Raw genomic sequence first — 26861 nt, 5'->3', positions numbered from 1 at the left:
AGTCCATGCAAATTGACACAGAAACCCGCCAAATTGCCGATAGGGTTGTGCAAAAATGTCTACACTGGATTGGGATGATCTGCGTCTTTTCCTGGCCGTGGCCCGCGCGGGGCGTATGGCAGGTGCTGGGCGTCGGCTGGGGATGGACCATAGCACGGTCGCGCGCCGGCTGACCCGGCTGGAGGCGATGGTGGGCAGCAGGCTGCTGGATCGTGGGCCGCGTGGCGTGCAACTGACGGAGGCAGGCCAGAAGCTGGTCGACCATGCCGAACGGATTGAGGGCGAGGTGGCTGCGGCGACCGCGACGCTGGGGGGCAGCGATGCGCGCATTTCCGGCGCCGTGCGGCTGGCGACACCGGAAGCCTTCGGCACCTATCTGGTCGCGCCCTATGCCCATCGCCTGCATCAGGCCCATCCCGACCTGCGGCTGGAACTGGCGCCGGAGCCACAGTTGGTCAGCCTGGCCAACCGGGACGCGGATGTGGCCATCCTGCTGAACCGGCCGACCAGCGGCCCCATCGTCGCCCGGCACCTGATCGACTATCGGCTGGGCCTCTATGCGTCGCGATCCTATCTGAATGCGCATGGCCCCATCCATGCAGACCGGCTGTCCGATCACCCCTTCGCCTGGTATATCGACGCGCGGATCGACATTCCCGAACTGCGGTTCCTGTCCGAAGTGTCGGCGGACGCGGTCCCGGTGTTCCGTTCAACCTCCATCGCTGCGCAGCATGCGGCCGTGGCCGGTGGGCTGGGGCTGGGCGTCCTGCATCTTTTTGCGGCGGAGGATGACCCGAATCTGGTGCGGCTGTTGCCGGAAACGGTCGAGATCCGGCGCAGCTACTGGCTGGCCATCCATGCCGACCAGCAGCGATTGCCCCGCGTCCGCGCAGTGGTCGATTTTCTCCACGCTATGGTGGAAGAGGCGCGTCGGCGATTTTGAGCGGGTCGTTTCTATGCGGCAACACAGGACATGGCCAACAATAAGGATTGACAGCAAGACCCTGCACTCTATCGTATAGTATACGATATTCGGTAGGAGTGTTTAGCAATGAAAGCCAATCGTCGCGAGTGGCTGGCAGGGGTCGCTGCCCTTGCCGTCTGCGCCGTCCCGTTCAAGGGGCTGGCCGCGATCGCGCCCAAAATTCCGCTGCGGGCCAGGCCGCTGCCGCTGACCGATGTGCGTTTGCGCCCTTCCGATTATGCGACGGCGGTGGAGGTGAACATCGCCTATCTCCTCTCGCTCAGTCCCGATCGCTTCCTGCATAATTTCCGCAAATATGCTGGGCTGGAACCCAAGGCGCCGATTTATGGCGGCTGGGAATCGGACACGATCGCCGGCCATACGCTGGGCCATTATATCACCGCTCTGGTGCTGGGCTGGCAGCAGACGGGCAATGCGGAATGTCGCCGCCGCGCCGACTATATCGTCGATGAACTGGCGCTGTGTCAGGCGCAGCGCAAGGATGGCTATATCGGTGCGCTGGGTCGCAAGACCAAGGACGGCCAGATCGTCGATGGCGAACAGATTTTCCCCGAAGTGATGAAGGGGCAGATCAAGTCGGGCGGCTTCGACCTCAACGGTAGCTGGTCGCCGCTCTATACCGTCCACAAATATTTCGCCGGCCTGCTCGACGTCCATGGCGCCTGGGGCAATGCGAAGGCGCTGACGGTCGTGATCGGCCTGGCGAGCTATTTCGAGACGGTGTTTGCGGCGCTGAACGATGCGCAGATGCAGGAATTGCTGGGCTGCGAATATGGCGGCCTGAACGACAGCTATGCCGAGCTTTACGCCCGTACCGGCGATGCGCGCTGGCTGGCGGTGGCGGAGCGGATCTATGATCGCAAGGTTCTCGATCCGCTGGTGGCGCAGGAGGACAAGCTCGCCAATTTCCATGCGAATACGCAGGTGCCCAAGCTGATCGGCCTTGCCCGCATCCATGAATTGACGGGCAAGGAAGAGCCGGGCCGGGCCGCGCGCTTCTTCTTCGACCGGGTGACGCAGCATCATAGCTATGTGATCGGCGGCAATGCAGACCGCGAATATTTCTTCGAACCGGACACGGTCGCGCTGCACCTGACCGAATCCACCTGCGAACATTGCAACAGCTATAATATGCTGAAGATGACGCGGCATCTTTATGGCTGGCAGCCAGACGGCGCCTTGTTCGACTATTATGAGCGCGCGCATCTGAACCATGTCATGTCGGCGCAGAATCCTGCCAATGCCGGCTTCACCTATATGACGCCGATGATGAGCGGCGCGCCGCGCGGCTATTCGCAGCCGGACGAAGACGCCTTCTGGTGCTGTGTCGGTTCCGGCATGGAAAGCCACGCCAAGCATGGCGATTCCATCTATTGGGAGGGCGACGACACATTGTTCGTCAATCTCTACATCCCGTCGGAAGCGCAGTGGAAGACGAAGGGCGTCGGCCTGACGCTGGACACCGAATATCCATTCAAACCCGACATCAAGCTGACGATCGACGCGGTGAAGCAGGGCGCGTTCTCGCTGGCGCTGCGCATTCCCGGCTGGGCCAATGGCCGCTTTGGGCTGACCGTCAATGGTGCGCCGGTGTCGGTGAAGCCCGCCAATGGTTATGCGGTGGTCACGCGCCGCTGGAAGAAGGGCGATGTGGTGGCATTGAGCCTGCCGCTCGACCTGCGGCTGGAGGCGGCGCCGGGTGCGCCCGATGTGGTGGCCGTGGTGCGCGGGCCGATGGTGATGGCGGCTGACCTTGGCCCTTCCGAAATGGACTGGACCGGGGTCGAACCGGCGATGGTCGGCGAAGATCCGCTAGCCGCCTTCGCCCCGATCATATCGGATCGCCCGCGTTACCGGACGCAGAACATCATCCGTCCGGCGAATCTGTCCTTCGTGCCCTTTTACAGTCAATATGAGCGGCGCAGCGCAGTCTATTTCAAGCGCTTCTCCGAAGCTGCGTGGAAGACGGAAGAAGCAGCCTTCCTGGCCGAACAGGCGCGGCAGAAGGATCTGGCAGCCCGGTCGATCGACATCATGCATCTGGGCGAAATGCAGCCGGAGCGCGACCATGCGCTGACGTCCGAAATCAGCTATCCCGTCTCCTATCGCGGGCGGAACGGTCGCGATGCGCGGTCGGGGGGCTATTTCGAATTCGCCATGAAGGTGAAGCCCGGCCCGCTGCTCTTGCAGGCGACCTATTGGGGTGGCGAGCGCAAGCGCAGCTTCGATATCCTGGTCGACAATGTGAAGCTGGCGACGCAAAGCCTGGACAATGACAAGCCGGGCAAGTTCCTGGACGTCGACTATCCGATCCCGGAGGCCCTGACCAAGGGCAAGAGCAGCGTAAAGGTGCGCTTTGTACCGCATGACCGCAGTTCGGCCGGGCCGGTGTTCGGCGTGCGGCTGTTCACGGCAAAGCCGGCGACGTCGGCATGAGTGACATGGTTGCGATGACCCTTGCGGAGGCCGACGCGCTCGCCCGCAAGGTGCTGGAAAGTCGGGGCCTGGCGCCCGATCATGCTGCCGCCGTCGCCCGGACGATGGTGGCGGGCGAGCGGGATGGCTGCGCCTCGCACGGCCTTTATCGCCTGCTGGTCGCCGCCAATTCGATCGAGCGCGGGGTGGTCGTGCCCGATGCGGTGCCGGTGGTGAGCGAACCGGCCGCCGCGCTGGTGCGTGTCGATGGCAAGGGCGGTTTTGCCCAACTGCCGTTCGAGCGCGGCCTGCCGCTGCTGATCGAGAAGGCGCGCAAGTTCGGCATCGCGGCGCTGGCGCTGAACAATGTCGTGCATTTCGCGGCGCTGTGGCCGGAGGTCGAGGCGTTGACCGACGCGGGTCTGGTGGGCCTCGCCTTCACCCCCAGTCATGCCTGGGTTGCTCCCGAAGGCGGGACGAAGCCGGTGTTCGGGACCAATCCGATCGCCTTCGGCTGGCCGCGTCCGGGCGGGAATCCTTTCGTGTTCGACTTCGCCACCAGCGCGGTGGCGCGGGGCGAGATCGAACTACATCGGCGCGCGGGCAAGACCATATCGCCCGAATGGGGCTATGATAGCGAAGGGCATCCCTCGATCGATCCCAAGGCGGTGCTGGACGGCGCGATGCGTACCTTTGGCGGGCATAAGGGATCGGCGCTGGCGGCGATGGTCGAACTGATCGCCGGGCCGCTGATCGGCGACATGACCAGCGCGGAATCCATGACCGCCGATCAGGGGCGCATGGGATCGCCGATTGGCGGCGAACTGGTGATCGCGATCGACCCGGCTGGCTTTCTGGGCGCAAGCGTGGACGAGCATCTGGGCCGGGCCGAGGCGATGTTCGATGCGATCACCGGGCAAGGCGCCCGCCTGCCAGGCGCGCGGCGCTATGTCGCGCGGGCGCAGTCGGATGCGCAAGGCGTCCGCATCCCGGCGGCGTTGCACAGCGATATTTTGGCTTTGTTGGAAGGGGAAATGGCGTGACGATCTTTGGCGGCCGGACCTGGCTGCTCGGCGGTGCGGCTTTCGTCAGTCTGGCAGCGCCCATGGCGCAGGCCCAGCCCGATACACAGGCAGCGGACAAGGCGTTCGAAGCGATCTACACAGCCGAATATGACTGGCGGCAGAAACAGTCGGGGCCGAGCGAGGATGGTCCCAAGGATCAGGCGCTGGCCCTGCCCGACGTCGGCGCCAAGGCGCAGGCCGCGCGGCTCGCCCGCTGGGAGCAGGTGGAGACGCAACTGGCGGCGATCAAGGTCGATCAACTCTCACCGGAGCAGAAGATCAACTTTGCGGTCTACAAGGGGCAGATCGACGCGATGGTCGCCGAGCAGCGCTATCGCGACTATGAGAAGCCGCTGAACGCCGACACCAGCTTCTGGGGCGATCTGGCCGGCTGGGCACGCGAGCCTCTGCGGGACGAGGCTGGCGCGCGGCGCTATATCGCGATGCTGCGCGACATTCCGCGCTATTATGACCAGCAGATCGCCAATATGCGCGCGGGCCTGAAGCGTGGTTTCACCCCGGCGCAGATTACGCTGCAAGGCCGCGACATCGGCGTCGCGCAGGTGGTGCATGCAAAGAGCGTCGAGAAGAATCCCTTCTACGCGCCGTTCAAGGCGCTGCCCGCGACCATCCCCGCCGATGTGCAGGCGGCGTTGAAGGGAGAGGCGCAGGCCGCGATCGCGCAGGCGGTGGTGCCGGCGCATCAGACGCTGCTGACCTTCCTGCGGCAGGATTATATTCCGGGCGCACGCAAGGATCTGGCGGCTTATACATTGCCCGACGGCAAAGCCTATTATCAGTCCAAGATTCGCGAATTCGTGACGCTGGACAGGAGCCCGGCGCAGATCCACCAGATCGGCCTGGATGAAATGGCGCGCATCCGGGGGCAGATGGGCGAGGTCATGAAACAGGTCGCGTTCAAGGGCGACCTGCCGGCCTTCCTCACCTTCCTGCGGACCGATCCGCAATTTTATGCCAAGACGCCGCAGGAACTGCTGAACCGCGCAGCCTGGATCGCCAAGACTTTCGACGGCAAGGCGTCCGAATATTTCGGGCGGATGCCGCGGATGCGCTTTGCGATCAAGCCGGTGCCGGACGATATCGCGCCCTTCTACACCGGGGGGCGCGGCGGGCCGGGCATCTATCTGGTCAACACCTATGACCTTCCCTCGCGGCCTTTCTATTCGCAGGTCGCACTGACGCTGCATGAGAGCGCGCCGGGCCATGCGATGCAGATGCCGCTGGCGGCGGAGAACAAAGCGCTGCCCGCCTTCCGCCGCGACACGTATCTCTCCGCCTATGGCGAGGGCTGGGCGCTCTATTGCGAGGCGCTGGGCGAGGATATGGGCATGTATGAAACGCCTTATGACCGTTTCGGGATGCTGAGCTATCAGGCGTGGCGCGCGTCGCGGCTGGTGGTGGACACCGGCATCCATGCGATGGGCTGGACCCGCAAACAGGCGCAGGACTATCTGCACGAGAATACGGCGCTGTCCGATCACGAGATCGAGACGGAAGTGGACCGCTATATCGCCTGGCCGGGTCAGGCCCTGTCCTATTATATGGGGGAGCTGGCCTTCGTGGATGCGCGCAGGAAAGCGGAGAAGGCGCTGGGCGCGAAGTTCAACATTCGCGCTTTCCATGATGCGGTGCTGGCGCTGGGTGCGGTGCCGCTACCGGTCATCGACCAGCGTGTCGACCAATTGATCGCCGATGGCGGCAAGGGGCCTTATCCAGATGAAGAATGAACTGTTCGCCGGTATCGCGCTGGTCATGGCGGTTGCGTCGGCTGACGCGCAGGAAGCCCGCCAGATCAGCGTGCCGGGCAATCCGATTTTAGCCGATGGCGATTATTATTCGACCGACCCCGCTCCCTTCGTCGCGGATGGGGCGCTGTGGATCCTCGCGGGTCGGGATCAGGCGCCGCCTGACGTCAATGATTTCATCATGGGCGAATGGCAACTGCTCAAGACCGACGATCCGAAGTCTGGTCAATGGACCCATTATCCCGCCATCGCCAAGCCGGAAAATGTCTTCGCCTGGGCGGAGGAAGCGCGGGCCTATGCCGGGCAGATCGTGCAGGGACCGGACAAGCGCTATTATTTCTACGCCCCGGTGCTGGAAAAGGACAGCGACGCGCAGGACCGCTTCGCCATCGGCGTAGCGGTGGCGGACAGTCCGACCGGACCGTGGCGCGATGCGCATCCTTCGGGACCGATCATCTCGCAGCGGGTGCCGGTCAGGAACGACATCCAGAATATCGACCCCACCATCCTGATCGACGATGACGGGCGGGTCTATCTCTATTGGGGCACGTTCGGCCAGTTGCGGGGCATGGAACTGGGGCGTGACATGATCACGCCCAAGGGACCGGAACGCACGATCGAGGGGCTGACCGGATTCTTCGAGGCGCCCTGGATCATGAAGCGCAAGGGCATCTATTATATGCTCTATGCAGGGAACAAGGCGGGGCCGACGTCGGATTGCACACCGGCGGTCTATCATGCCTGCATCGCCTATGGCACGGCGTCATCGCCCATGGGACCATGGACATATCGTGGCGTGGCGCTCAAGCCTGTATCGTCGACCACATCCCATTCGGGCGCGGTCGAGTATAAGGGGCAATGGTATCTGGCCTATCATACGGCGGATGCGAAGGGCGGCGGGCATTTTCGCCGGAGCGTGGCACTGGACAAGATAGAGTGGGATGACAGCGTGACGCCCGCGCGCATCCGGACCGTGGTGCCGACTTTGCGAGGGCAACCGCCTCTGGCCCCGACGCGCAACATTGCGCGGACGGCGTCGGCCACGGCGTCCAACGATCCGCTGCCGGTGCAATATTGGATCAAGTCGCTGAACGACGGCATCACCAAGGCCGCGCCTCTGCCGCCAGACATGTGGGGCAGCTGGTCGCCCGACAATCCGCCGCGCCAATGGATCGAATATCGCTGGAACAAGCCGGTGACGATCGACGGATCGCGCATCTGGTTCTGGAACGACCAGCCGGCGGGGTCTGGCGTGGGCGTCGCGCCGCCGGCGGCCTGGCATCTGGAATATCGGCAGGGCAAAGGCGGCTGGATACCGGTGCCCGGCGCGAGCGGCTATGGCACGGCATCAGGCGCGTTTCAGGCTGTCAGCTTCCCGCCGATCCGCACCCGCTGCCTGCGCGCGGTGCTGGATGCGTCTGGCGATGGCAAGAGCCATGCGGGGCTGGCCGTGCAGGAATGGGAAGTGCTGGCGCCCAGCGCCGCACAGCCGGTGATACGCGATCGGGACTCGAAACCGGCGCAGGGTTGCAGTTGACGCGACACCGAGTTGGACAGTTGATCGGGATAAGGGGCGCGGGCAACCAGCGCCCCTTTTTCTTGCTTTTCAAAGATTTGATCGCGGCCTGCGCTCTATTTGCAACTTTGTTGCCGAAAGATTGCATTGGCCTTGACTCCGACTAAATAATGTAGTTGGTATACGATATAAAGTCAGGCAATCCGCCGGGGAAAAGGGGAAAGTGGATGAAGTCTCGTACGGTACTCAACATGTCGGCGGCTCTGTCCGCACTGACTTTCGCGTCCTTGTCGGTCGCGGCCATGGCGCAGGATGCGCCGCAATCCCCGGACGAAGCGGCCGCCGCCAAGTCTGACATCATCGTCACCGGCGTGCGTGGCAGCGTCGCGGCGGCATCGACCAAGAAGCAGAACAGCAAGCAGATCGTGGACTCGGTGGTCGCCGAGGACGCCGGTAAGTTGCCGGACAATAACGTCCCCGAAGCGCTCGCCCGCGTGACCGGCGTGCAGATCGACCGCGCGCGTGGCCAAGGGCAGGGCGTGACGATCCGCGGCCTGTCCGAGGTGCAGACCACGGTGAACGGCAACAACACCAATCTGGGCGACGGCCGTTCGCTGAACCTGGCCGATATTCCGGCGGAACTGCTGAAGTCGGTCGACGTCTACAAGACCCGCTCCGCCGATCAGGTGGAAGGCGGCATCGCCGGCACCGTCAATGTCGAACTGCGCCGTCCGTTCGATCTGAAGAAAGGATGGACCATCGCGGGCAGTGTCCGTGGCTCCTATGACGATATTTCCGAAAAGGTCAGCCCCTATGGCAGTTTGCTGGTGGCCAACCGCTTCGAGACGGGGATCGGCGAAATTGGCTTCCTGATCAATGCGTCGATGACCAAGACCAATTATCGTGAAAATTTCATCGACAGTGAATCGCCCTTCACGACCAAGGTTGGCGATTCCAACATCGTCATCCCCTATCGCGCGCAATATGGCATCGAGCAGGGCAGCGTGAAGCGGCCCTCCATCAACGCGGTGCTCCAGTGGAAGGCCAGCGACAATCTCGATTTCGTGCTGGAGGGCGGCTATCTGGGATCGCGCGAGAAGCGGTCGGTCGAGCGCCTGTATGCGCAGGATTTGCCGTTCGCCGCCAATTACAGCGATATCGTCCTGATGCCCGACGGCAAGACCGTCAAATCCCTGACCGTCACCAACCCCAATGGCATCCCGGCAGGCATCGATACGCAATATAACAGCATCCATTCGAACCTCTACACCAGCAATCTGGAAGCGCACTGGCATAATGACCGCGCCCAACTGAACGTCAGCGCGCAATATAACTGGTCGAGCGAAGGCAATTATTTCGTTGAAACCATATTGCGCCCCAACAACCTCAATTCCGCTACGGTCGATTTCGCATCCGATCTGTATAGCAAAGGCGTGCCGTCGATCACCTTCAACGGCGTCGATCTGAACGACCTGTCCAGCTATGGCGTCGATCGCTTTCAGGACAATCGGGGCGGATCGAAGAACAAGGAGTTCGCGGCTCAGGCTGACCTGACCCTGAAACTGAGCGAGGAGTCTTTCCTGCGCAGCCTGCAAGTCGGCGGTCGTTACAATCAGCGCAAGACCAGTCGTTATTATGGCTATCGTGACGGCTTCCCACGTGTGAACGGCGCGCCGGCGCCGCTCAGCCTGTTCCCCGGTTTTGGCGATGCGTCGCTGGTCGGTCCCGACATTGGCGGCTCCACCATGGAATGGTATCGCATTCCGGGGGCGACGCTACTGGCGAATATCGACGACATTCGCGCCTTCATCCAGCAATATGATCCCGGCAACGCCACGACCTTCTCGACCGTCTATCCGAACAGCGACCGCGGCCAGACCTTCAGCTCCGACGAAAAGAATTTTGCCGCCTATGCCCAGTTCAACTGGGGTTTCAAGCTGGGGAACATCCCCGTCGATGGCGTGGCCGGTGTGCGCTACACCAATACATGGGGCAATTCGACCAGCTTCAACTACCGTCCGGGCGATGTGACCAACGGGTTCCAGGACATCGTTCAGGAATCGCCTGGCAGCGGCAATTATTATGATGTGCTGCCCAGCGCGACGGCGATCATTCACTTCACGCCCAAGATGCAGTTGCGTCTGGCCTATAGCACCAATGTCCAGCGCCCCAGCTTCTACGACTCGCGTCCCTTCTATTTTGCCGAGACGCGCGCCAATCCGCCGATCATTTTCGCCGGTAACCCGGACCTCAAGGCGCAACGCGATCAGGCGTTCGACATCAGCGCCGAATATTATTTTGGACGGGGCGGTCAGATTTCGCTGGCCGGCTATCACAAGAAGACGACCGGCTCGCTCTTCTACAGCCGTGAGTTGGTGACGGCGGCGGAATTGGCGCTGTACGGCGTCAATGCTCCTTCCGGCTATATCGAACAGTTGCGCAATGTGGGCGACGGCACCTTTACAGGCATCGAAGGCACGTTTCAGACCTTCTTCGACTTCCTGCCGGGTGCCCTGCGCAATTTCGGCGTGAAGGTGAACGGATCGCACATGTTCAAGGCGCGCATCGAATATGACGATCAGGAGGACTTTCCTGGCGAGTTCGATTCCCCGAACACGTCGAAATGGACCGCCAATATGGAGCTGTTCTACGACACGCCCAAATTCAGCGCCCGTGTCGCCTATAATTACCGCTCCTCCTATCGCAACGGCGTCTGGCTCGATCCCAATAGCGGCAATGATCATGACGCCACCTACTCGCCTTATAATGACGCGACGGAACGGCTGGATGCGGCCGTCAACTTTACCCCGGTCAAGTTCATGACCTTGTCGCTGGAGGCAACGAACATCCTGGGCAGCGACGTGTTCCGCTATCATGGGAGCGATAATCTGCTGCCGCTGGGTGTTCGTACATTGGCGCGGACGGTGCAGGGCAGCGTCCGCTTCCGCTTCTGACCCTGATGCGTAGCTAGACAGATACAGGCGGTCGTGGCGAATAGTCGTCACGGCCGTTTTTTCCTGGAAGGACAAGGGTGTGCGTGCAGTCCCGATAGTGTTGGCGCTGACCGTCATGATGACGGGTCAGGTGCAGGCGAAGGAGGTCGCGGTCACGGTGCCGGCGACCGCGATGCCGTGGAACCCCGGCGTCAATGGCAAGATGAGCTTCGGCCGCCGCGATGGCAGCCGCCCGGTGATGATCGCGGGCCAGCATTTGTTCGAGGGCGCGAAGATCCGCTTTTCCGCGACCGGCGAAACGACAACGATTCCGGGCGGCATTGCCATCGGACCGGACGGGCAGGCGGATTTCGTGGCCGACGACAATATCGGCAATTCGGGCGTCGTCTTTCCCGGCCATTATATCGACCGGGCGACCCGGCCGATAAAGCTGAACGCGCTGGTCGGCGCTTTTATCGACGCGGACGGACGGGTCGTCGGCACGCCCTTCCTGGTCGGACGCGAGGCTGTGCAGAGCGTGCCGGCCGGGGCGATGGGCATTTCGCTGGGCGTCAATGACGATATTTATGCGGACAATGGTGGTAGCCTGTCGGTGACGGTCGACATTCCCGAAGCCCGCGTGATCGTGGAGGATAAGGAGGCGCAATGATGAAATGCCTGTTGCTGGCGACCGCCCTGTTCATGGCCGCCGGCCCGGTGGCGGCCAGGGAGGTCAGCCTCAGCGTCGATGCGCGGTCCGGCCCCTGGCTGAACAAGGCCAACAAGAAGATGCGTTATGGCAAGGGCGACGAGTTGCCGCCCGCCATGGTCGGTGGCTTCGTCAACGACACCGCCGAAAAGATCGCGATCATGGTGGCCGATGGCGCGACGACAAAGGTCGACGGGCAGGATGTCGGGCCAGAGGGGCTGGAGGATAAGGCGGTCGATGACCAGCCGGGCGAGGGCGGCAAATATTATCCCAGCCTTTATGCGCCCAAGATCCTCTACCCCAATCATCGCCATGCGCTGATGGCGGCCTTTGTCGATGCGCAGGGCGTGTTGATGGGGCGCCCCTTTGCGGTGGGGAAGGGCGCGCGGGTCACGATCCCGGATCAGGCCGCCGGATTGGTGATGGGGTTCAACGATGTCGGCTTCGCCGGCAACAGCGGCGCGCTGGCCGTGACCGTGACATTGCCCGATGATTGATCGGGGCAAGGCAGGAAAGGACGACATCATGACGCGATCCGGAATCACCGCCCTGTTTTTACTGGGTATCGGTTTGGCCACTATATCGGTCGCCACGGCCGGTGAAGCGGTGCCCGACCGGCGCTGCGTCGTGCAAAGCCGGGTCGCCGCCCCTGTGGTGCGCGATGATGGCCGTCTCTATTTCCGGGGGCAGCCCGACCGGAAGCAATCCTATATCGCAGTCTTCAAGGGTGGCTTCTGTCCCGGTCTGACCCCCTTTGCCACGGCGGCCGTGGAGACGACCGGCGCGGGCTATTGCGAGGGTGACAAGGTGCGTGCGGTCATGCTGCCCAATACAATTCCCGGACCGATCTGCGTGATCGACCATCTGATGCCCTTTGCCGGGGACGTCGATGATCCGGTGCCGGATGCTAGCGGTAACAAATGATTGCCGCAGCGCAAAAAGTCCGTTGCAAGCTTCAACGTAATATCGTATACGATATTTAGATTAATCGCGAAAAGGCAGGAAGAACGAATATGGCAATTGGTTGGAAGGGCGTGTTCCCGGCAGTCACCACGCAGTTGCGTGAAGATCTGTCGATCGACCTCGCCGACACGCAGCGCGTGGTCGACGAACTGGTCAAGGACGGCGTTACCGGCGTGATTGCGCTGGGTACGGTGGGTGAGAACAACTCGCTGGACTATGAAGAGAAGGTCAGCGTCCTTTCCGCCATCGTCGAAGTCGTGGACGGTCGCGTGCCGGTGATTACCGGCGTGTCGGAATATGATACGCGCCGTGCCGTGCGCTACGCGCAGGCCGCCGAAAAGACCGGCGCCGATGGCCTGATGCTGCTGCCGCCTATGGTCTATGTCACCAAGGCGCATGAACTGGTCAACCATTTCAAGGGCGTCGCTGACCAGACCGGTCTGCCGATCATGCTCTATAACAATCCGCCCGCCTATCGCACCGTCATTGATCTGGAGGTTCTGACCGCCCTGATCGACGTCAAGAATATCGTCGCGGTCAAGGAATCGGCGCCCGATACCCGCCGCTTCACCGATTTCCGCAACGCGTTCGGCGATCGCTACACGCTGTTCGCGGGTCTGGACGACGTCGCGCTGGAAGGCCTGTATCTGGGTGCCCAGGGCTGGGTATCGGGCCTCACCAACGCCTTCCCCAAGGAATCGGTCGAACTGGTCCGCGCTTTCGAGCGGGGCGACCATGCCAAGGCGATGGAAATCTATCGCTGGTTCATGCCCTTGCTGCATCTGGATGCCGACCATGATCTGGTCCAGTCGATCAAGCTGGCCGAGCAGGTCATGGGTCGCGGGTCGGAGCGCGTGCTGCCGCCGCGCTACGTGTTGCAGGGCGAACGGCGTGCGCAGGTGATCGCCATGGTGGAAAAGGCCGCTGCGACGCGCCCGGACCTGTCGGTCGCCGCGGCGGCCTGATAGGGAGCGGCGATGCGTCACACTTTCTTCTGCATCGACGGCCATACGGCCGGGAACCCCGTCCGCCTCGTCGCGGGCGGGGCGCCGCTGCTCAAGGGCGCATCCATGTCGGAACGGCGGCAGGATTTCCTGACCCGCTTCGACTGGATCCGCACCGGCCTGTGCTTCGAGCCGCGCGGGCATGACATGATGTCGGGCGGCTTCCTCTATCCGCCGACCCTGCCCGATGCCGATATCGGCATATTGTTCATCGAAACCAGCGGCTGCCTGCCCATGTGCGGCCATGGTACGATCGGCATCATCACCTTCGGCCTGGAGCATGGGCTGATCGTGCCGACGACGCCGGGTCGGCTGAAGGTCGAGGTGCCCGCCGGCGTGATCGATATCGCCTATGAGACGGAGGGGCAGAAAGTGACGGCGGTGCGCATCACCAACGTCCCCGCCTATGTCGCGGCGAAGGGGATCGCGGTCGATGTGGAGGGCATAGGCCCGCTCAGCGTCGACGTGTCCTATGGCGGCAATTATTATGCGATCATCGAACCGCAGGGCCAATATACCGGCCTCGACGATATGGGGGCAGCACGCCTGATCGAACTCAGCGGGCGCATCCGCGAGGCGATCCGGGAGAAGTACGAACCGGTGCATCCGCTCGATCCGACGATCCGGGGGGTCAGCCATATCCTCTGGGCCGACAAGCCCCGTGGCGAAGGCGCCGATGGCCGCAACGCCGTCTTCTACGGCGACAAGGCGATCGACCGGAGCCCCTGCGGCACCGGCACGTCGGCGCGGCTGGCGCATCTGGCCGCGTCCGGCCGGCTGAGCGTGGGCGACCGTTTCGTCCATGAAAGCTATATCGGCAGCCGCTTCATCGGCCGGGTCGAGCAAGCGGTCGAACTGGGTGGGGAAGCCGCGATCATCCCGTCGATCGAGGGATCGGCGATCGCAACCGGCTTCAACACCATCTGGATCGACCAGGCCGACAGCTTCTGGTCGGGTTTCCAGGTGAAGTGATCCGGCGGGGGCGTGGTCCCCCGCCTAGGGCATGGTGTGATTAGATTGAACCGCATCATGCCCCAGGGCCGATCGACATTCAGTTCTGACGGCCTGCAAATGGCGCTTTTCCGTGCTTCCGGTGCTCACCTACTTTGAGTAGGCTGCGCTCCGGGTCACGTAAAAAACACCATTTTACCTGCGGTGGCCTGCGGCTCGGCTCGCCATCTTCTGAATGTCGAACGGCCCCAGGATTCTTTTGTTTTGCGCATTTTGCGAACCGGCTTCTGTTCCAGATAGCTTCAAAATGCTTTACCCCTTGCCGCGCCGGGGGCGCAGGCCGTCGCGCATCGCGATATTGCTGTTGATCCGGGTCACGCCGGGCAGGCGGGACAATATCTCGCCATGAATGCGTTCATAGGCGTCCACGCTGTCCACCTCCACCCGCAGCCAGTAATCGACCGCGCCGGTCATCAGGAAACATTCGCGCACTTCGGGGCATTGTCGCACCGCATGTTCGAAGCGGGACAGATAATCTTCCGTCTGGCGTTCCAGCGTGACCTGCACCAGAACATTGACGATCATGCCCTCTTCGCGCCCGCCGGTTACCAGCGTATAACCGCGAATATAGCCTTCCGCTTCCAGCTGTCGGATCCGTCGGTGGCAGGCGGAGGGCGACAGGCCGATCGCTGCCGCGATCTCTGCATTGGAACGGCGGGCGTTGAGTTTGAGCAGGCGCAGAATCGCGCGATCGGCATTGTCGAGGCTATTGGTCATTTGTGCGATTCTCTTGAAATATACCGTCTCATATGCCGATATGTTCGAATAAAGTCGCGTATTTCGGTAGCCTATTCGTAGAAACGTCGGATAGCCTGATGGTTATCGGAAGGGGATGGCGATGGAATGTGGAACGGCGGCTGACCTGCGCATCGACCTGGGCGCCTTGGTGGCCAATTATCGCCTGATTGCGCAGCGGGTCGCCCCCGCGCAGGTGGCCGGCGTGGTCAAGGCGGATGCCTACGGGCTTGGCGCGGTGCCGGTGTCGCGGGCATTGCTGGACGCGGGATGCCGCCACTTCTTCGTCGCCCATCTGTGCGAAGCGGTCGAGCTGAAGCCCCACATGCCACAGGATGCCACCCTGTATGTGCTCAATGGCCTGCGTCCCGGCGCAGAGGCGGCATGCGCGGGAATCGGGGCGGTGCCGGTGCTCAACGCGCTGGCGCAGATCGATCGCTGGGCAGCTCTGGCGCGCGAACTGAAGCGCAGCCTGCCGGCCGTGGTGCAGGTCGATACCGGCATGTCCCGCCTTGGCCTGACGCCCGACGAACTGGCGATCCTGCGGGACGAGCCTGAAAGGCTGGACGGGGTCGATATCCGGCTGGTCATGACTCATCTGGCCTGCGCGGACGATCCATCGGACCAGACCAACGCGGACCAGCGATCCCTGTTCGACAGCATTGCGGCGCAATTCCCAGGCGTGCCGCGTTCGATCGACAATTCGGGCGGGGCGATGGCGCCGGATGTACGGCATGGCGATATCGTGCGCGCCGGCATCGCGCTTTATGGCGGTGCGCCGCATGATGGCCCTAATCCGATGGCGGCCGTGGTCGCGCTCGACGCCTATATCATGCAGTTGCGGCAGGTGCCGGCCGGCGCAGGCGTGGGATATGGCCTGACCCATCGCTGCGAGCGGCCGACGCATGTCGCCACCGTCTCGGTCGGCTATGCCGATGGCTGGCCGCGCCATGTCAGCGGCCGGGGCAGCGTCTATATCGGTGGCATCCGCGTTCCCGTCATCGGTCGGGTGTCGATGGACAGCATGGCGATCGACGTCACCGACCTGCCCGAAGACCTGCTTTATCCCGGTGCGCCGGTCGAACTGCTCGGCCCGCACCAGACGATCGACGATGTTGCCGCGCAGGCCGGCACCATCAGCTATGAAATATTGACCCGTCTCGGCAGCCGATATGAACGCACCTATCTGCCCGCGATTTTGGAGAGCATCGAGCCATGAAGATCGTCATATTGGGCGGCGGCGTGATCGGCGTCACATCCGCATGGTATCTGGCCGAAGCCGGGCATGAGGTGGTCGTGGTCGATCGCCAGAGCGGCGTGGCGCAGGAAACCAGCTTCGCCAATGCGGGCGAGATTTCGCCGGGCTATGCCTCCCCCTGGGCAGGGCCGGGCATTCCGGCCAAGGCGCTGCGCTGGCTGTTCATGCAGCATGCGCCGCTGATCCTGCGGCCAAAGGTCGACATGGCGATGCTGCGCTGGCTGGTGGCGATGCTGGGCAATTGCAACGCCACCGACTATCGCATCAACAAGGGGCGGATGGTGCGGCTGGCCGAACATAGTCGCGACCGGCTGATCGCGCTGCGTGAGGCGACCGGTATAAGCTATGACGAGCGCAGTCGTGGCACGTTGCAGTTGTTTCGCGAGCACAAGCAGATGGACGGCATCGCCAAGGATATCGAGGTGCTGCGCGCCGATAATGTGCCGTTCGAGGTGCTGGACCGCGCCGGATGCCTGGCCGCCGAACCGGGACTGGCGGCCAGCGAGGCGTCGATCGTCGGTGGCCTGCGCCTGCCCCATGACGAGACGGGCGACTGTTTCAAATTCACCAATGCGCTGGCGGAGATGGCGAAGGCGCGCGGCGTGCAGTTCCTGATGGGGCGCACTATTCGCGGTCTTGCGACGCAGGGCGGTCGCATCGCCCATGTCGATACGGCGGAAGGCCCGGTGAGCGGCGACGCCTATCTGGTCGCCATGGGCAGCTATTCGCCGCTGGTGGTCGCGCCGCTCGGCCTGCGCCTGCCGGTCTATCCGGTGAAGGGCTATTCGATCACCGTGCCGATCGTGGAAGAAGAGCGCGCGCCGGTGTCGACCCTGCTGGACGAAAGCTACAAGGTGGCGATCACCCGGCTTGGGGACCGCATCCGGGTCGGCGGCATGGCGGAGCTGTCGGGCTATACCAATGATCTGCCGCAGGCGCGTCACAACACGCTGGACCATAGTGTCGGTACGCTCTTCCCCGGCGCGGGTGATCTGTCGCGCGCGACCTTCTGGAGCGGACTGCGGCCGATGACGCCGGATTCGACGCCGGTGATCGGCGCGACGAAGATCGACAATCTGTTCCTGAACACCGGCCATGGCACGCTGGGCTGGACCATGGCCTGCGGATCGGGCCATGTCATCGCCGATATCATCAGCGGCAGGGAGCCAGCGATCGAGAGCGACGATCTGGCCTTGTCGCGTTATCGCAACTGATACACAGGGAGACAGCATGACCATCACCCGCATCGAAACCGGCCCGCGCATGAGCGAAGTGGTCATCCATGGCGATACCGTCTATCTGGCAGGGCAAGTAGGGGAAGGCGAGAGCGTCACCGCGCAGACGAAGAGCGCGCTGGAGGAGATCGAGCGGCTGCTGGGTCTGGCCGGCAGCAGCAAGGCGCATATCCTGCGCGCGACCATCTGGCTGGCGGACATGGCGGACTTCGAGGAAATGAACGCCGTCTGGGACGGCTGGATCGCCGACGTGCCCGCGCCGACCCGCGCGACGGGCGAAGCCAGGTTGGCGACGCAGGATTACAAGGTGGAGATCATCATCATAGCGGCCCGCGCCTGACCGGACGGTGCCGTCGCGCGATTTAGCGTGCCGGCACGAACAGGAACTTATAGGTCGGCGCGTGGTAGGTGAAGCCGGGCGTCAGCGCGCAATCCTGCGGCGCCTGCCCAAAGGCGGCGAGGTCGATGCAGCGCATGGCCGATGCGATGTTGGTCATCAGCGCGACGCGGCCGACGCCGATTGCGCGCTCACTACCGCTGCCGCCTTTCGATTCCGCGGTCGTCGCAATCTCCCGGTCGAACAGGCGCTGGCCATTGTCGATGCGCGTCAGGCTCCATCCCATGCGGACCGTCGCGTCGCTGGAGAAGGAGATTCTGAACGGGGCATCCATGCTGATCCAGCGGGGCGACAGCCGCGCCTTTGCTTCCGCCTCGCTGGGCGCGAGCAGGTTCAGCTTGTCGAGCGTCTCGCGCAGGGCCTTCTCGAAACTGCTGCGCTTGGCTGCGCCCATGATTCCGGCGGTGGCGGAGGTGCCGACCACGCCGGGCATATCCGCCACCGGGTCGAGTGCGATGCGGTGATAGAGCGGGTGGTCCGGCGCCACCGGCCTGGGTGCGCCGGGGCTGAATGGCAGGCCGATGGGAGAGAGGGGCACATCCGCCGCAAAGGCTGATGCCGGGCTGAGGGCGATCGCGACGGCGGCGAGAAGGAGGGTGCGCATGGGGACAGGCTAACCCCATAATCCTGCCTATCCCCTTATGAGACGTCGTTAACGCGGTGCTGGCACTTGGGCGGGCGAGCGGTTACGCCACTGCGATGACTGGCTTACCCCCTTGTCACCGGATCGGCATCATTGGCACCGGTCGCGTCGCTGGTGCGATGGCGCTGGCTCTGGCCCGCTATTCGGTTTCGCCCTTGCTGATCTGGGGCCGTGACCCCGTTCGGCGCGCAGCGCTGGTCGCGGCCACCGTCGGCTGTCAGGCCGTATCCGACATGGCGATGGTTGCGCGCAAGTGCGACCTGATCCTGATCGCGGTGTCGGACGATGCCATTGCGCCTGTTGTTGCGGATCTTGCCGCCTGCATGGCCGATAGCGCTGCTCCGTTCATCCTGCATCTGAGCGGGCGTAGTGGTGCGGCCTTGTTGGCGCCGTTGCAGCAGCATGGTGCGCTGACCGCAGCGGTGCATCCGGCCATGACCTTTACCGGAGACCCGGTGCAGGAGGTCGCTCGCATGGTTGGTGCTACCTTCGTCATCACCGCCGACAATGGCGAAGCTGTGGCGGCGGCGCGGGATATGGTCGCCCGGCTCGGCGGCCTGGCGGAGCAGGTGGGGGAGAGACAGCGGGCGCTGTATCATGCCGCGCTCTGCCATGCGGCCAATCATCTGGTTACTTTGATCGCCGGATCGCGCGATGCGCTGGCGGCGGCGGGGGTTGCCGATCCGGCGGCGTTGCTCGGCCCTCTGGTCCGTGCTGCGCTGGACAACAGCCTGGATCGCGGCATGGCGGCGCTGTCTGGTCCGTTGCTGCGCGGCGATGCGGAGAGTATCGGGCGGCACCTGACGGCGCTTGCTGCCGATCAGCCGCAACTTCTGCCGGCTTATCGGGCGATGGCGGGTGCGACGCTGGATGCGCTGGAGCAGCATGGCGGGGCGGTCCCTACGGTGTTGCGAACCATGCTCGACTGATCGCATGCCTCGACCCGCTTTTGCGTACTGGCTGATATGAGCAAATCACAATCCATATCGCGTCCGCTTCTGATGCATGACCACGCCCTGCATTCTAGGGCGCGCTGCGTTAAATCCGATGCAGGTCGCGCGCTCTGGTTTTTTGTTTTCGCATCTTTTTAAGCGAAAAACCGGTTCCCACTTTTCCGCACGATGCTCTAGGGCGCGCGCCACCTTGCCTTCTCCCGTGCATCCTCTCTTGTATGGCGCGGCGCTGGCAAGCTATGCCGGGGATAGACAGAGAAGGATGGATGCGTGGCCAGATCGCCGACGAATTTACAGAATAAGGCGAGTGGACGGGCCGGCGAGGCGGAGGAAACCCGCCTCAACATATTGGACGTCGCCACGCTGGAATTCGCCGACAAGGGGTTGAGCGGCGCGCGCATCGACGAGATCGCGGAACGGACCGATGCGTCCAAGCGGATGATCTATTATTATTTCGGCAGCAAGGAAGGGCTGTACCGCGCCGTGCTGGAACGCGCCTATACGGCGGTGCGCGAGATTGACGCGGACAATACCCGTAGCGACCTGGCCCCTGACGCAGCGTTGCGCGACGTGGTCGGCGCGACCTTCGACTATCACCACCAGCATCCCGAATTCGTCCGGTTGGTGATGAACGAGAATATCCTGCGCGGCGCGCATATCGGGGAGATTCCCGGCATCCGTGAACGCAATCGCAAGGTGGTGGAGCAGTTGCGCAACATATTGGCGCGCGGCATCGCCAGCGGCCATTTCCGCGAGGGGATCGACCCGCTGGAACTGCATATGACGATCAGCGCGCTTTGCTTCTACAATGTCTCCAACCGCTATACCGTTTCTTATGGTTTCGAACGGGATGTGACGGCGCCCAAGATATTGGCGCGGCGACGGGGCAATGTGATCGATATCGTCGAAAGCTGGTGCCGCGCCTGAAGGACGGGCGGCAACTCTCTTGAAGACCCGTCATCCTGAACTTGTTTCAGGATCCATCGCATTGCCATGCAGCGTCCACTCGTCGGGATAGATGGATGCCGAAACAAGTTCAGGATGACGTTGGTTGAGGGACATGGTTTGCGGCTGCCCGCAACCACGTGTTTTACTGACACACATCATCGGGCTTGCCTTGCGCATCTCCGATGTTATCAGTGTACGAAATAGTTAGCACAAGAATCGCGAACGGGAGAGGATTATGCGCAAGCGGATCACGCTATCTTTGGGTCTGGCGTTGCTCACGACCGCCATGCCGGCCCATGCCCAGCCGGCATCGCCGGCAACATCTCCTGAACCTGCGCTGGGCGATCCGATGCCCGACCGCATCCTGACGCTGGCGAACGGCGTCACGGTCGATGCCGACATCGCCTATTCGACCATTTCGGGCTATCGGCCGATCATTCTCGACCTCTACCGTCCGGCGCGGCAGGGCAAGCCGCTGCCGCTGGTCATCTATATCCATGGCGGCGGCTGGGCGAACGGGCATACCCGCCAGTCGGGCGCTTTCAGCGACTTTACCGCTGTGCTGGCCGACCTGTCGGCACGGGGGTATGTCGTCGCCTCGCTCGAATATCGGCTGTCGAAGGAAGCGCCTTTCCCGGCCGCGATCGACGATGTCCGTACCGCCATCCGCTATCTGCGCGCCAATGCCGCGCGCTTCGGCCTGGATGGCAGCCATGTCGCGGTCTGGGGCGGATCGGCCGGCGGGCAATTGGCTGCGCTGGCGGCACTGCAATGCGGCAGCGCCCCGTCCGGCGACGACAAGAGCAATGCGGGCCAGAGCGATTGCGTACAGGCCGGGGTCGGCTGGTATGGCGTCTATGATTTCGCGACCATGCCGCAGGCGATTGCCGGTGCGGAAAATGCCTATCTCGACTGCGTGAAGCCCGATTGCCCGGCCGATCGTATCAAGGCCGCCAGCCCCGCCGCCCATGTCGATGCGAAAGATCCGCCAATGCTGCTGATCCACGGCACGGACGACAAGGTGGTGCCGGCCGACCAGTCGCGCCAGCTCGCCGCCGCATTGAAGGCTGCCGGCGTTCCGGTCACGCTGGAGATCATCAACGGCGTCGGCCATAGCTGGATCGGTGCCGATGCCGCTGCGACCCGCGATGCGTCCCTCCGCGCGCTGGACCTGACCTTCCGCTTCTTCGACACGCAGCTCAAGGGCGACAAATAATGCGCCGGCTGCTGCTGGCGCCCGGCTTGGTCCTGAGCCTGCTACTCTCATCGGCCGCACCGGCGCAGATCGTCGCGCAATCGGGCGGTGATCCGGTGCGTACCGATGCGGGTCTGGTCGATGGCAAGACGCTGCCATCGGGTGTACGCGCCTGGCTGGGCGTACCTTTCGCCGCGCCGCCGGTGCGCGACCTGCGCTGGCGCGATCCGCAGCCGCATGCGCGCTGGGATGGCGTCTGGCATGCCGATCGCCCCGCGCCCGAATGTATCCAGCCGCTGCGCGCTCGCAATCTGAACCATTATTTCGGGGAAGAGCCGACCAGCGAGGATTGCCTCTACCTTAATATCTGGGCGCCGCCCGGACCCGCACCGGCGGGCGGCTATCCGGTCGTGACCTGGATCTATGGCGGCGGCTTCAACATCGGCTCTGCCTCCATGGCCAATTATGCGGGAGAGGCACTGGCGGCCATGGGCGTCGTCTATGTCGCCATCGCCTATCGCGTCGGGCCGTTGGGATTCCTCGCGCATCCTGAACTCAGTGCCGAAAATGGCGGCAAGTCGGGCAATTATGGACTGAAGGATCAGGTCGCGGCGCTGCGCTGGATCAAGTCCAATATCGTCGGTTTCGGCGGCAATCCGGCCAATGTCACGATCGCCGGCCAGTCGGCCGGGTCGATGTCCGTATCCCTGCTACAAGCCAGCCCCACGACGAAGGGTCTGTTCCAGCGCGCGGTCGGCATGAGCGGCGGCGCATTCGGCGGCATCGGAACGCCAGCCCCGCTCAAGGAGGCCGAGGTTGAAGGGCTGGCCGTGCAGAAAGCTCTGGCCGTCCAGTCGATCGAACAGATGCGCGACATGCCCGCCGACAAGCTGATCGCGCTCGCCGCGCCGGTGCGCCGCCGCCCGATCGTGATCGACGGCGATGTGGTGGTCCAGACCCCGGCCGCTGCCTTCGCCGCCGGGCGGCAGAATGACGTGCCGTTGCTGCTGGGCTTCACCCGCGACGAAAGTTTCCGTTCGCTTGGCCCCATTTCGTCTGCCGCTGACTATGAAGCGGCCGTGCGCCGCGCCTTCCCGGATAAGGCTGAGGCGATCCTGAAACGCTATCCCGCCGGCACGGTGGAGGAAGCACGGCGGCGGGCGCGCGATATCGAGCGCGATTCCACCCTCAATGCGCAGATGGCGCAATGGGCGCTGGCGCAAAGCGCTACCGGCAAGGCGCCGGTGCGCGCCTATTTCTTCACGCGCGTCCATCCCTATCGCCCCGGCGTGCCCTTCGCCGATCATGATCCCGCAACGGTGGGGGCTTATCATAGTGCCGACATCCCCTATTGGCTGGGGACGCTGGACAGCCTCAACCTGTTCCGCACCACCCGTGACTGGACTCCGGTGGATCAGGCATTGTCGGGCGAGATGATGGATCATCTGGTCGCCTTTGCCCGCAGCGGCAAGCCGAACGCGAACTGGCCCGCCTTTACACCGCGCAAGCCGGTGGTCCTGCAACTGGGCGAAACCCGCAGCCCGATTCCATGGCCGCATTTTGCCGACTGGTCGTTGTTCGGGGACGCGCCACCGCCGACCGACAAGCCTCGGATCAGGGATTGAACGTATGGCGGATCAAGGCAGGCGGGCGGTTCTGACCGCGATGGGTGGCATCGTCGCGGCCTCGACATGGGCGGGCAGGGGATGGGCCGCCACGCCGGACGTGCCCGGCCTCGAATTCGTCTATGAAGCGATCGTGACGCTCGAACCGACCGAGGAGATCGGCCGGACCCCGATCGGCACCCGCCGCAGGGTACCCATTATCGGCGGCACCTTCGCCGGGCCGCGCATCCGTGGCACAGTGGTCGCAGGCGGGGCGGACTGGCAGTTGCAGCGCGCTGACAACTGGACCGTGATAGAGGCCGACTATATGATGCGCGCCGACGATGGCACGCTCATTCATGTCCGCAATGTCGGCCTGACCAATAGCCGGGTGCCCGGCGCGGCCAGCCGCTATCTGCGCACTGTGCCGAGTTTCGAAGCGCCGATCGGCCCGCACGACTGGCTCAATCAGGCGATCTTCATCGGCACGATCGGGCCACCGCCGGACGATGCGCCGAAACCCGCAGTGCGCATCCGGGTCTATCGCGTCACATGAAATGGCTTTCCATGCTTGGCGGGTTCGCGATGCTGGCTCTCACCGGTTGCGCGACATCGCCGTCTGGTCGGCCATCTGCCGATGCCTGCACACCGACCGCGCAGTTCAGTTTCGTCTGTGGCGCCAACAAGTCGGAAGACCTCGCCCATATTCCTGCCACGCCCTGGATCGTCGCTAGCGGCTTTGCGACCGGCGCGGGGCTGAAGCTGGTGGACAGCCGCACCCGGCAGGCGCGCTTCTGGTTCACCGCCGCCGCCGATCAGGTTGCGCCCGACCCGGCCTATCCCGATTGCGCGACCCCGCCCGATCCCACGCTCTTCACCGCGCGCGGCCTCAGCCTGCGCATGACGGGGGCGGGGCAGGGGCGGCTGCTGGTCGTCAACCATGGCGGGCGTGAAGCGATCGAGGTATTCGCCATCGACGCGCGTAATGACACCGCGCCGCCGACGCTGCGCTGGCAAGGCTGCCTTGCCATGCCCCAAGGTCATGTCGCCAATGCGGTCGCCTCCTATAGCGACGGCACGGTCCTCGCCACGGTGCTGACGCGCCCCGGCACCAGCATCACCGACTTCGTGCTCGGCCGGACGACCGGCGGCGTCTATCAGCGCGGCCCGCAGGAGCGCGCCTTCCGCCTGCTGCCCGGCACCGAACTGCCCGGTAATAACGGGCTGGAAACGGCGCGTGACGACAGCGGCTTCTACGTCATCGGCTTTGGTCTGCGCGAGGTTGTCGCTTATGCCCGCAACGACACGCGCCAGCCGCTCTGGCGTGCGCAGGCGCCCGAATTCATGCCCGACAATATCCATTGGGACGGCGACAAGCTGTTGCTCGCCGGCATGGTGCGGGACGAACCGGCCTGCGGCGGCCTGCGCAAGATCGTCAACGGCATCGCCGATGGCATGCTCTGTCCTCGCGGCTATGTCGTGGCGGAGTTGGACCCGGAAAGCCGGCGCTTTTCGCTGATCGCCTATGGCATGCCCGACCCGGCCTTCAACGGCGTGTCGGCGGCTGTGTTGCTGGGCGACGACCTGTGGCTCGGCTCCTACCAGGCTGATCGGATCGCCGTCCTTCGTTTGCCAAAACATCGTATGAACTAGTTCGTACATTTCGCTTGCCGAAATATTCGGACTGGCGTAGATGTGATTCTGCAAGATCGGGAAACATATTCCGGCAGACGGGGAGGATCGGGCCAGTCATGGGCCAGCAGCGCATCTACATATTGAACGGTCCCAATCTCGACCATCTGGGCGTGCGCGAACCGCATATCTATGGGGCCGAGACGCTTGCCGATGTCGAGGCCGCCTGTCGCCTTGAGGCGCAGGGCTGGGACGTTGACCTGATCTTCCGCCAGACCAATGCCGAACATGACATGGTCGGCTGGCTGCATGAGGCGCGCGTCGGTGCGATGGGCATCGTCATCAACCCGGCGGCCTTTTCCTATGCCGGCTATGCCATGCTCGATGCGCTCAAAATGTGCGATTGCCCGATCGTGGAGGTTCATATTTCCAATATTCACCGCCGGGACGAGGCATGGCGCACTCGTTCCATCGTGACTCGCACCGCCACGGCGATGCTGTCTGGCATGGGCACGGACGGCTATCCGCTCGCCGTGCGCCATCTGCTGCACCTTGGGCAGCGGCGGAACGCGGCATGAGGGTGGCCGATCCCGCCACGCTGTTGCGGCCCACCCGCGCGCGCATCGGCGTGCTGGCGTTGATCAGCGTTGCCACCTTGCTCAACTATATGGACCGCGCCGTCATGGGCGTGGCCGCCCCATCGCTGACAGCGGAACTCCATATTTCGCCCGAAATGATGGGCTTCATCTTCTCGGCCTTTTCCTGGACCTATGCCGCGTCGCAGATTCCGGGCGGGCTGCTGCTCGACCGGCTCGGCACACGCATCACCTATGCCGGGTCGCTGATCCTCTGGTCCTTCTTCACTTTGCTCCACGGTTTAGCCGGGAATGTGGCAATGTTGTTCGGCTTCCGCCTTGCGCTGGGCGTTGCGGAAGCACCTTGCTACCCTTGCAACAGCCGCATTCTCAGCAGTTGGTTCCCGCAGGATGAACGGGCGCGGGCCAATTCCGTCTATGCCGTGGGGCAATATGCGGGCCTTGCCTTCTTCGCGCCGGTCCTGTTTTGGGTGGTGGGCAGCTTCGGCTGGCGCGCCCTGTTCGTGATTGCCGGCGTGCTGGGCATGGCGTTCGGCCTGCTCATGTACGCCCGCTATCGCGATCCGGGCGAGAGTAGCCGCATCAACGCTGCCGAACTCGCCCATATCCAGGCGGGCGGTGGCCTGACGATAGCCAAGGCGGACGAGAAAATCCCTTTTTCCTGGGCCAATGTGCGCAAGCTGATGGGCAAGCGCCAGATATTGGGCGCCTCGATCGGCCAATTCTGCGGCAACTCGACTTTGGTTTTCTTCCTCACCTGGTTCCCGACCTATCTGGCGACCGAGCGCGGCATGGACTGGCTCAAGTCCGGCACGTTCGCGGTGCTGCCCTATATTGCCGCGTCGGCCGGAGTGCTTTTGGGCGGGCAGGTGTCCGACATGCTGATCCGCCGCACTGGTTCAGCCAATATCGGGCGCAAGTTGCCGATCGTCGCGGGCCTGCTGCTGGCTTCCACCATCGTCGCGGCCAATTTCGTCCAGAGCAACACTTTGGTCATCGCCATCATGTCGATCGCCTTTTTCGGGCAGGGCATGGTCAATCTGGGCTGGACGCTGATATCGGACGTCGCGCCGCGCCAATATATCGGCCTGACCGGCGGCGTCTTCAATCTCTGCGCCAACCTGGCCGGCATCGTGACGCCGATCGTGGTGGGCGTGATCGTGGGGCAGACCGGCTCCTTCTACGGCGCGCTCGCCTTTATCGGGGTGCTCGCGCTGATCGGGGCCGCCGCCTACATCTTCATCGTGGGGGATGTGCGCCGGGTGGACATGGACTGACCGGCAAACAGTTCAGAATATA

At 63.5% G+C, this 26861-nt stretch carries 24 protein-coding genes; 22 read left to right on the top strand and 2 right to left on the bottom strand.

Going from position 1 to position 26861, the window contains the following annotated elements:
* Nucleotides 1-55: 55 nt before the first annotated feature.
* The 11 genes from ASE85_RS20325 (at nt 56) to ASE85_RS20275 (ending at nt 14327) form a co-directional block, all read left to right on the top strand.
* On the top strand, nt 56-943 hold the full coding sequence (locus tag ASE85_RS20325) for a LysR family transcriptional regulator (RefSeq protein WP_056693078.1): 888 nt from the start codon (nt 56-58) through the stop codon (nt 941-943).
* A 108-nt stretch (nt 944-1051) separates the two neighbouring features.
* Nucleotides 1052-3421 (top strand): glycoside hydrolase family 127 protein, encoded by a 2370-nt coding sequence (locus ASE85_RS20320; protein WP_056693076.1) that lies wholly within the window; start codon nt 1052-1054, stop codon nt 3419-3421.
* Nucleotides 3418-4443, top strand: coding sequence for an Ldh family oxidoreductase (locus tag ASE85_RS20315; RefSeq protein WP_056693073.1), 1026 nt, complete (start codon nt 3418-3420; stop codon nt 4441-4443). Before ASE85_RS20320 ends, ASE85_RS20315 begins: the two co-directional genes overlap by 4 nt.
* Nucleotides 4444-4505: 62 nt before the next feature.
* Nucleotides 4506-6212: a DUF885 domain-containing protein gene (locus ASE85_RS20310; RefSeq protein ID WP_056693157.1), complete on the top strand. Its 1707-nt coding sequence runs from the start codon at nt 4506-4508 to the stop codon at nt 6210-6212.
* Entirely contained in the window at nt 6202-7767 is a 1566-nt protein-coding gene (locus ASE85_RS20305; RefSeq protein WP_235523628.1) for a family 43 glycosylhydrolase, read from the top strand. The genes ASE85_RS20310 and ASE85_RS20305 overlap by 11 nt, the downstream gene beginning before the upstream one ends.
* Nucleotides 7768-7973: 206 nt before the next feature.
* Entirely contained in the window at nt 7974-10700 is a 2727-nt protein-coding gene (locus tag ASE85_RS20300; RefSeq protein ID WP_082462947.1) for a TonB-dependent receptor, read from the top strand.
* A gap of 79 nt (nt 10701-10779) precedes the next feature.
* Complete coding sequence (locus ASE85_RS20295) at nt 10780-11349, top strand: hypothetical protein (protein WP_156358442.1); 570 nt, start codon at nt 10780-10782, stop codon at nt 11347-11349.
* A complete protein-coding gene (locus ASE85_RS20290) occupies nt 11346-11885 on the top strand; it encodes a hypothetical protein (RefSeq protein ID WP_056693062.1) in 540 nt (179 codons plus the stop codon). Before ASE85_RS20295 ends, ASE85_RS20290 begins: the two co-directional genes overlap by 4 nt.
* A 28-nt stretch (nt 11886-11913) precedes the next feature.
* On the top strand, nt 11914-12312 hold the full coding sequence (locus ASE85_RS20285) for a hypothetical protein (RefSeq protein WP_156358441.1): 399 nt from the start codon (nt 11914-11916) through the stop codon (nt 12310-12312).
* An 89-nt stretch (nt 12313-12401) separates the two neighbouring features.
* Nucleotides 12402-13316 (top strand): dihydrodipicolinate synthase family protein, encoded by a 915-nt coding sequence (locus ASE85_RS20280; RefSeq protein ID WP_056693058.1) that lies wholly within the window; start codon nt 12402-12404, stop codon nt 13314-13316.
* 12 nt (nt 13317-13328) lie between these two features.
* Entirely contained in the window at nt 13329-14327 is a 999-nt protein-coding gene (locus ASE85_RS20275) for a 4-hydroxyproline epimerase (RefSeq protein WP_056693055.1), read from the top strand.
* Between the two features lie 291 nt (nt 14328-14618).
* On the opposite strand, the gene ASE85_RS20270 is transcribed toward ASE85_RS20275, so the two are convergent.
* Nucleotides 14619-15083, bottom strand: a complete 465-nt coding sequence (locus tag ASE85_RS20270; protein ID WP_056693052.1) for an Lrp/AsnC family transcriptional regulator — start codon at nt 15081-15083, stop codon at nt 14619-14621.
* Between the two features lie 121 nt (nt 15084-15204).
* Here ASE85_RS20270 and alr point away from each other — a divergent pair, with 121 nt between their 5' ends.
* From alr to ASE85_RS20255, 3 genes are read left to right on the top strand one after another with little or no spacing between them, the layout of a single operon-like run.
* Nucleotides 15205-16320, top strand: a complete 1116-nt coding sequence (gene alr, locus ASE85_RS20265) for an alanine racemase (protein WP_056693152.1) — start codon at nt 15205-15207, stop codon at nt 16318-16320.
* Entirely contained in the window at nt 16317-17573 is a 1257-nt protein-coding gene (locus tag ASE85_RS20260; protein ID WP_056693049.1) for a D-amino acid dehydrogenase, read from the top strand. Before alr ends, ASE85_RS20260 begins: the two co-directional genes overlap by 4 nt.
* Before the next feature lie 16 nt (nt 17574-17589).
* Nucleotides 17590-17934: a RidA family protein gene (locus ASE85_RS20255; protein ID WP_056693046.1), complete on the top strand. Its 345-nt coding sequence runs from the start codon at nt 17590-17592 to the stop codon at nt 17932-17934.
* A gap of 22 nt (nt 17935-17956) precedes the next feature.
* Here the strand turns inward: ASE85_RS20255 and ASE85_RS20250 are convergent, their stop codons facing one another.
* Nucleotides 17957-18595, bottom strand: coding sequence for a hypothetical protein (locus tag ASE85_RS20250; RefSeq protein ID WP_056693043.1), 639 nt, complete (start codon nt 18593-18595; stop codon nt 17957-17959).
* Nucleotides 18596-18690: 95 nt separating this feature from the next.
* On the opposite strand from ASE85_RS20250, the gene ASE85_RS20245 reads away from it, so the two are divergent.
* From ASE85_RS20245 to ASE85_RS20210, 8 genes are all read left to right on the top strand, one after another.
* Nucleotides 18691-19563, top strand: a complete 873-nt coding sequence (locus ASE85_RS20245; RefSeq protein ID WP_056693040.1) for a Rossmann-like and DUF2520 domain-containing protein — start codon at nt 18691-18693, stop codon at nt 19561-19563.
* A 294-nt stretch (nt 19564-19857) separates the two neighbouring features.
* On the top strand, nt 19858-20514 hold the full coding sequence (locus tag ASE85_RS20240; protein WP_082462946.1) for a TetR family transcriptional regulator: 657 nt from the start codon (nt 19858-19860) through the stop codon (nt 20512-20514).
* A 256-nt stretch (nt 20515-20770) separates the two neighbouring features.
* Nucleotides 20771-21751 (top strand): alpha/beta hydrolase, encoded by a 981-nt coding sequence (locus ASE85_RS20235; protein ID WP_056693036.1) that lies wholly within the window; start codon nt 20771-20773, stop codon nt 21749-21751.
* Nucleotides 21751-23355 carry a carboxylesterase/lipase family protein gene (locus ASE85_RS20230; RefSeq protein ID WP_056693033.1) on the top strand — a complete coding sequence of 535 codons (1605 nt, stop codon included), beginning with the start codon at nt 21751-21753 and terminating at the stop codon, nt 23353-23355. The genes ASE85_RS20235 and ASE85_RS20230 overlap by 1 nt, the downstream gene beginning before the upstream one ends.
* A gap of 4 nt (nt 23356-23359) precedes the next feature.
* Nucleotides 23360-23890, top strand: a complete 531-nt coding sequence (locus ASE85_RS20225) for a DUF3237 family protein (RefSeq protein ID WP_056693030.1) — start codon at nt 23360-23362, stop codon at nt 23888-23890.
* Between the two features lie 11 nt (nt 23891-23901).
* Nucleotides 23902-24987 (top strand): hypothetical protein, encoded by a 1086-nt coding sequence (locus ASE85_RS20220; RefSeq protein WP_056693147.1) that lies wholly within the window; start codon nt 23902-23904, stop codon nt 24985-24987.
* A gap of 98 nt (nt 24988-25085) precedes the next feature.
* On the top strand, nt 25086-25544 hold the full coding sequence (locus ASE85_RS20215) for a type II 3-dehydroquinate dehydratase (protein WP_056693025.1): 459 nt from the start codon (nt 25086-25088) through the stop codon (nt 25542-25544).
* Nucleotides 25541-26839, top strand: coding sequence for an MFS transporter (locus tag ASE85_RS20210; RefSeq protein ID WP_056693020.1), 1299 nt, complete (start codon nt 25541-25543; stop codon nt 26837-26839). Before ASE85_RS20215 ends, ASE85_RS20210 begins: the two co-directional genes overlap by 4 nt.
* Nucleotides 26840-26861: the final 22 nt, after the last annotated feature.

This window comes from Sphingobium sp. Leaf26, from assembly GCF_001421665.1.
In the GTDB taxonomy this organism is placed as follows: Bacteria; Pseudomonadota; Alphaproteobacteria; order Sphingomonadales; family Sphingomonadaceae; genus Sphingobium.
Note: the sequence above shows the minus strand (reverse complement) of the source record. Positions and strands in the feature narration are given on the sequence as shown.

What these genes read in the sequence shown, in the direction of transcription:
- ASE85_RS20325 (WP_056693078.1), top strand. Translation starts at nt 56, where the DNA reads ATGTCTACACTGGATTGGGATGATCTGCGTCTTTTCCTGGCCGTGGCC.
- ASE85_RS20320 (WP_056693076.1), top strand. Translation starts at nt 1,052, where the DNA reads ATGAAAGCCAATCGTCGCGAGTGGCTGGCAGGGGTCGCTGCCCTTGCC.
- ASE85_RS20315 (WP_056693073.1), top strand. Translation starts at nt 3,418, where the DNA reads ATGAGTGACATGGTTGCGATGACCCTTGCGGAGGCCGACGCGCTCGCC.
- ASE85_RS20310 (WP_056693157.1), top strand. Translation starts at nt 4,506, where the DNA reads ATGGCGCAGGCCCAGCCCGATACACAGGCAGCGGACAAGGCGTTCGAA.
- ASE85_RS20305 (WP_235523628.1), top strand. Translation starts at nt 6,202, where the DNA reads ATGAAGAATGAACTGTTCGCCGGTATCGCGCTGGTCATGGCGGTTGCG.
- ASE85_RS20300 (WP_082462947.1), top strand. Translation starts at nt 7,974, where the DNA reads ATGAAGTCTCGTACGGTACTCAACATGTCGGCGGCTCTGTCCGCACTG.
- ASE85_RS20290 (WP_056693062.1), top strand. Translation starts at nt 11,346, where the DNA reads ATGATGAAATGCCTGTTGCTGGCGACCGCCCTGTTCATGGCCGCCGGC.
- ASE85_RS20285 (WP_156358441.1), top strand. Translation starts at nt 11,914, where the DNA reads ATGACGCGATCCGGAATCACCGCCCTGTTTTTACTGGGTATCGGTTTG.
- ASE85_RS20280 (WP_056693058.1), top strand. Translation starts at nt 12,402, where the DNA reads ATGGCAATTGGTTGGAAGGGCGTGTTCCCGGCAGTCACCACGCAGTTG.
- ASE85_RS20275 (WP_056693055.1), top strand. Translation starts at nt 13,329, where the DNA reads ATGCGTCACACTTTCTTCTGCATCGACGGCCATACGGCCGGGAACCCC.
- ASE85_RS20270 (WP_056693052.1), bottom strand. Translation starts at nt 15,083, where the DNA reads ATGACCAATAGCCTCGACAATGCCGATCGCGCGATTCTGCGCCTGCTC.
- alr (WP_056693152.1), top strand. Translation starts at nt 15,205, where the DNA reads ATGGAATGTGGAACGGCGGCTGACCTGCGCATCGACCTGGGCGCCTTG.
- ASE85_RS20260 (WP_056693049.1), top strand. Translation starts at nt 16,317, where the DNA reads ATGAAGATCGTCATATTGGGCGGCGGCGTGATCGGCGTCACATCCGCA.
- ASE85_RS20255 (WP_056693046.1), top strand. Translation starts at nt 17,590, where the DNA reads ATGACCATCACCCGCATCGAAACCGGCCCGCGCATGAGCGAAGTGGTC.
- ASE85_RS20250 (WP_056693043.1), bottom strand. Translation starts at nt 18,595, where the DNA reads ATGCGCACCCTCCTTCTCGCCGCCGTCGCGATCGCCCTCAGCCCGGCA.
- ASE85_RS20245 (WP_056693040.1), top strand. Translation starts at nt 18,691, where the DNA reads ATGACTGGCTTACCCCCTTGTCACCGGATCGGCATCATTGGCACCGGT.
- ASE85_RS20235 (WP_056693036.1), top strand. Translation starts at nt 20,771, where the DNA reads ATGCGCAAGCGGATCACGCTATCTTTGGGTCTGGCGTTGCTCACGACC.
- ASE85_RS20230 (WP_056693033.1), top strand. Translation starts at nt 21,751, where the DNA reads ATGCGCCGGCTGCTGCTGGCGCCCGGCTTGGTCCTGAGCCTGCTACTC.
- ASE85_RS20225 (WP_056693030.1), top strand. Translation starts at nt 23,360, where the DNA reads ATGGCGGATCAAGGCAGGCGGGCGGTTCTGACCGCGATGGGTGGCATC.
- ASE85_RS20220 (WP_056693147.1), top strand. Translation starts at nt 23,902, where the DNA reads ATGCTTGGCGGGTTCGCGATGCTGGCTCTCACCGGTTGCGCGACATCG.
- ASE85_RS20215 (WP_056693025.1), top strand. Translation starts at nt 25,086, where the DNA reads ATGGGCCAGCAGCGCATCTACATATTGAACGGTCCCAATCTCGACCAT.
- ASE85_RS20210 (WP_056693020.1), top strand. Translation starts at nt 25,541, where the DNA reads ATGAGGGTGGCCGATCCCGCCACGCTGTTGCGGCCCACCCGCGCGCGC.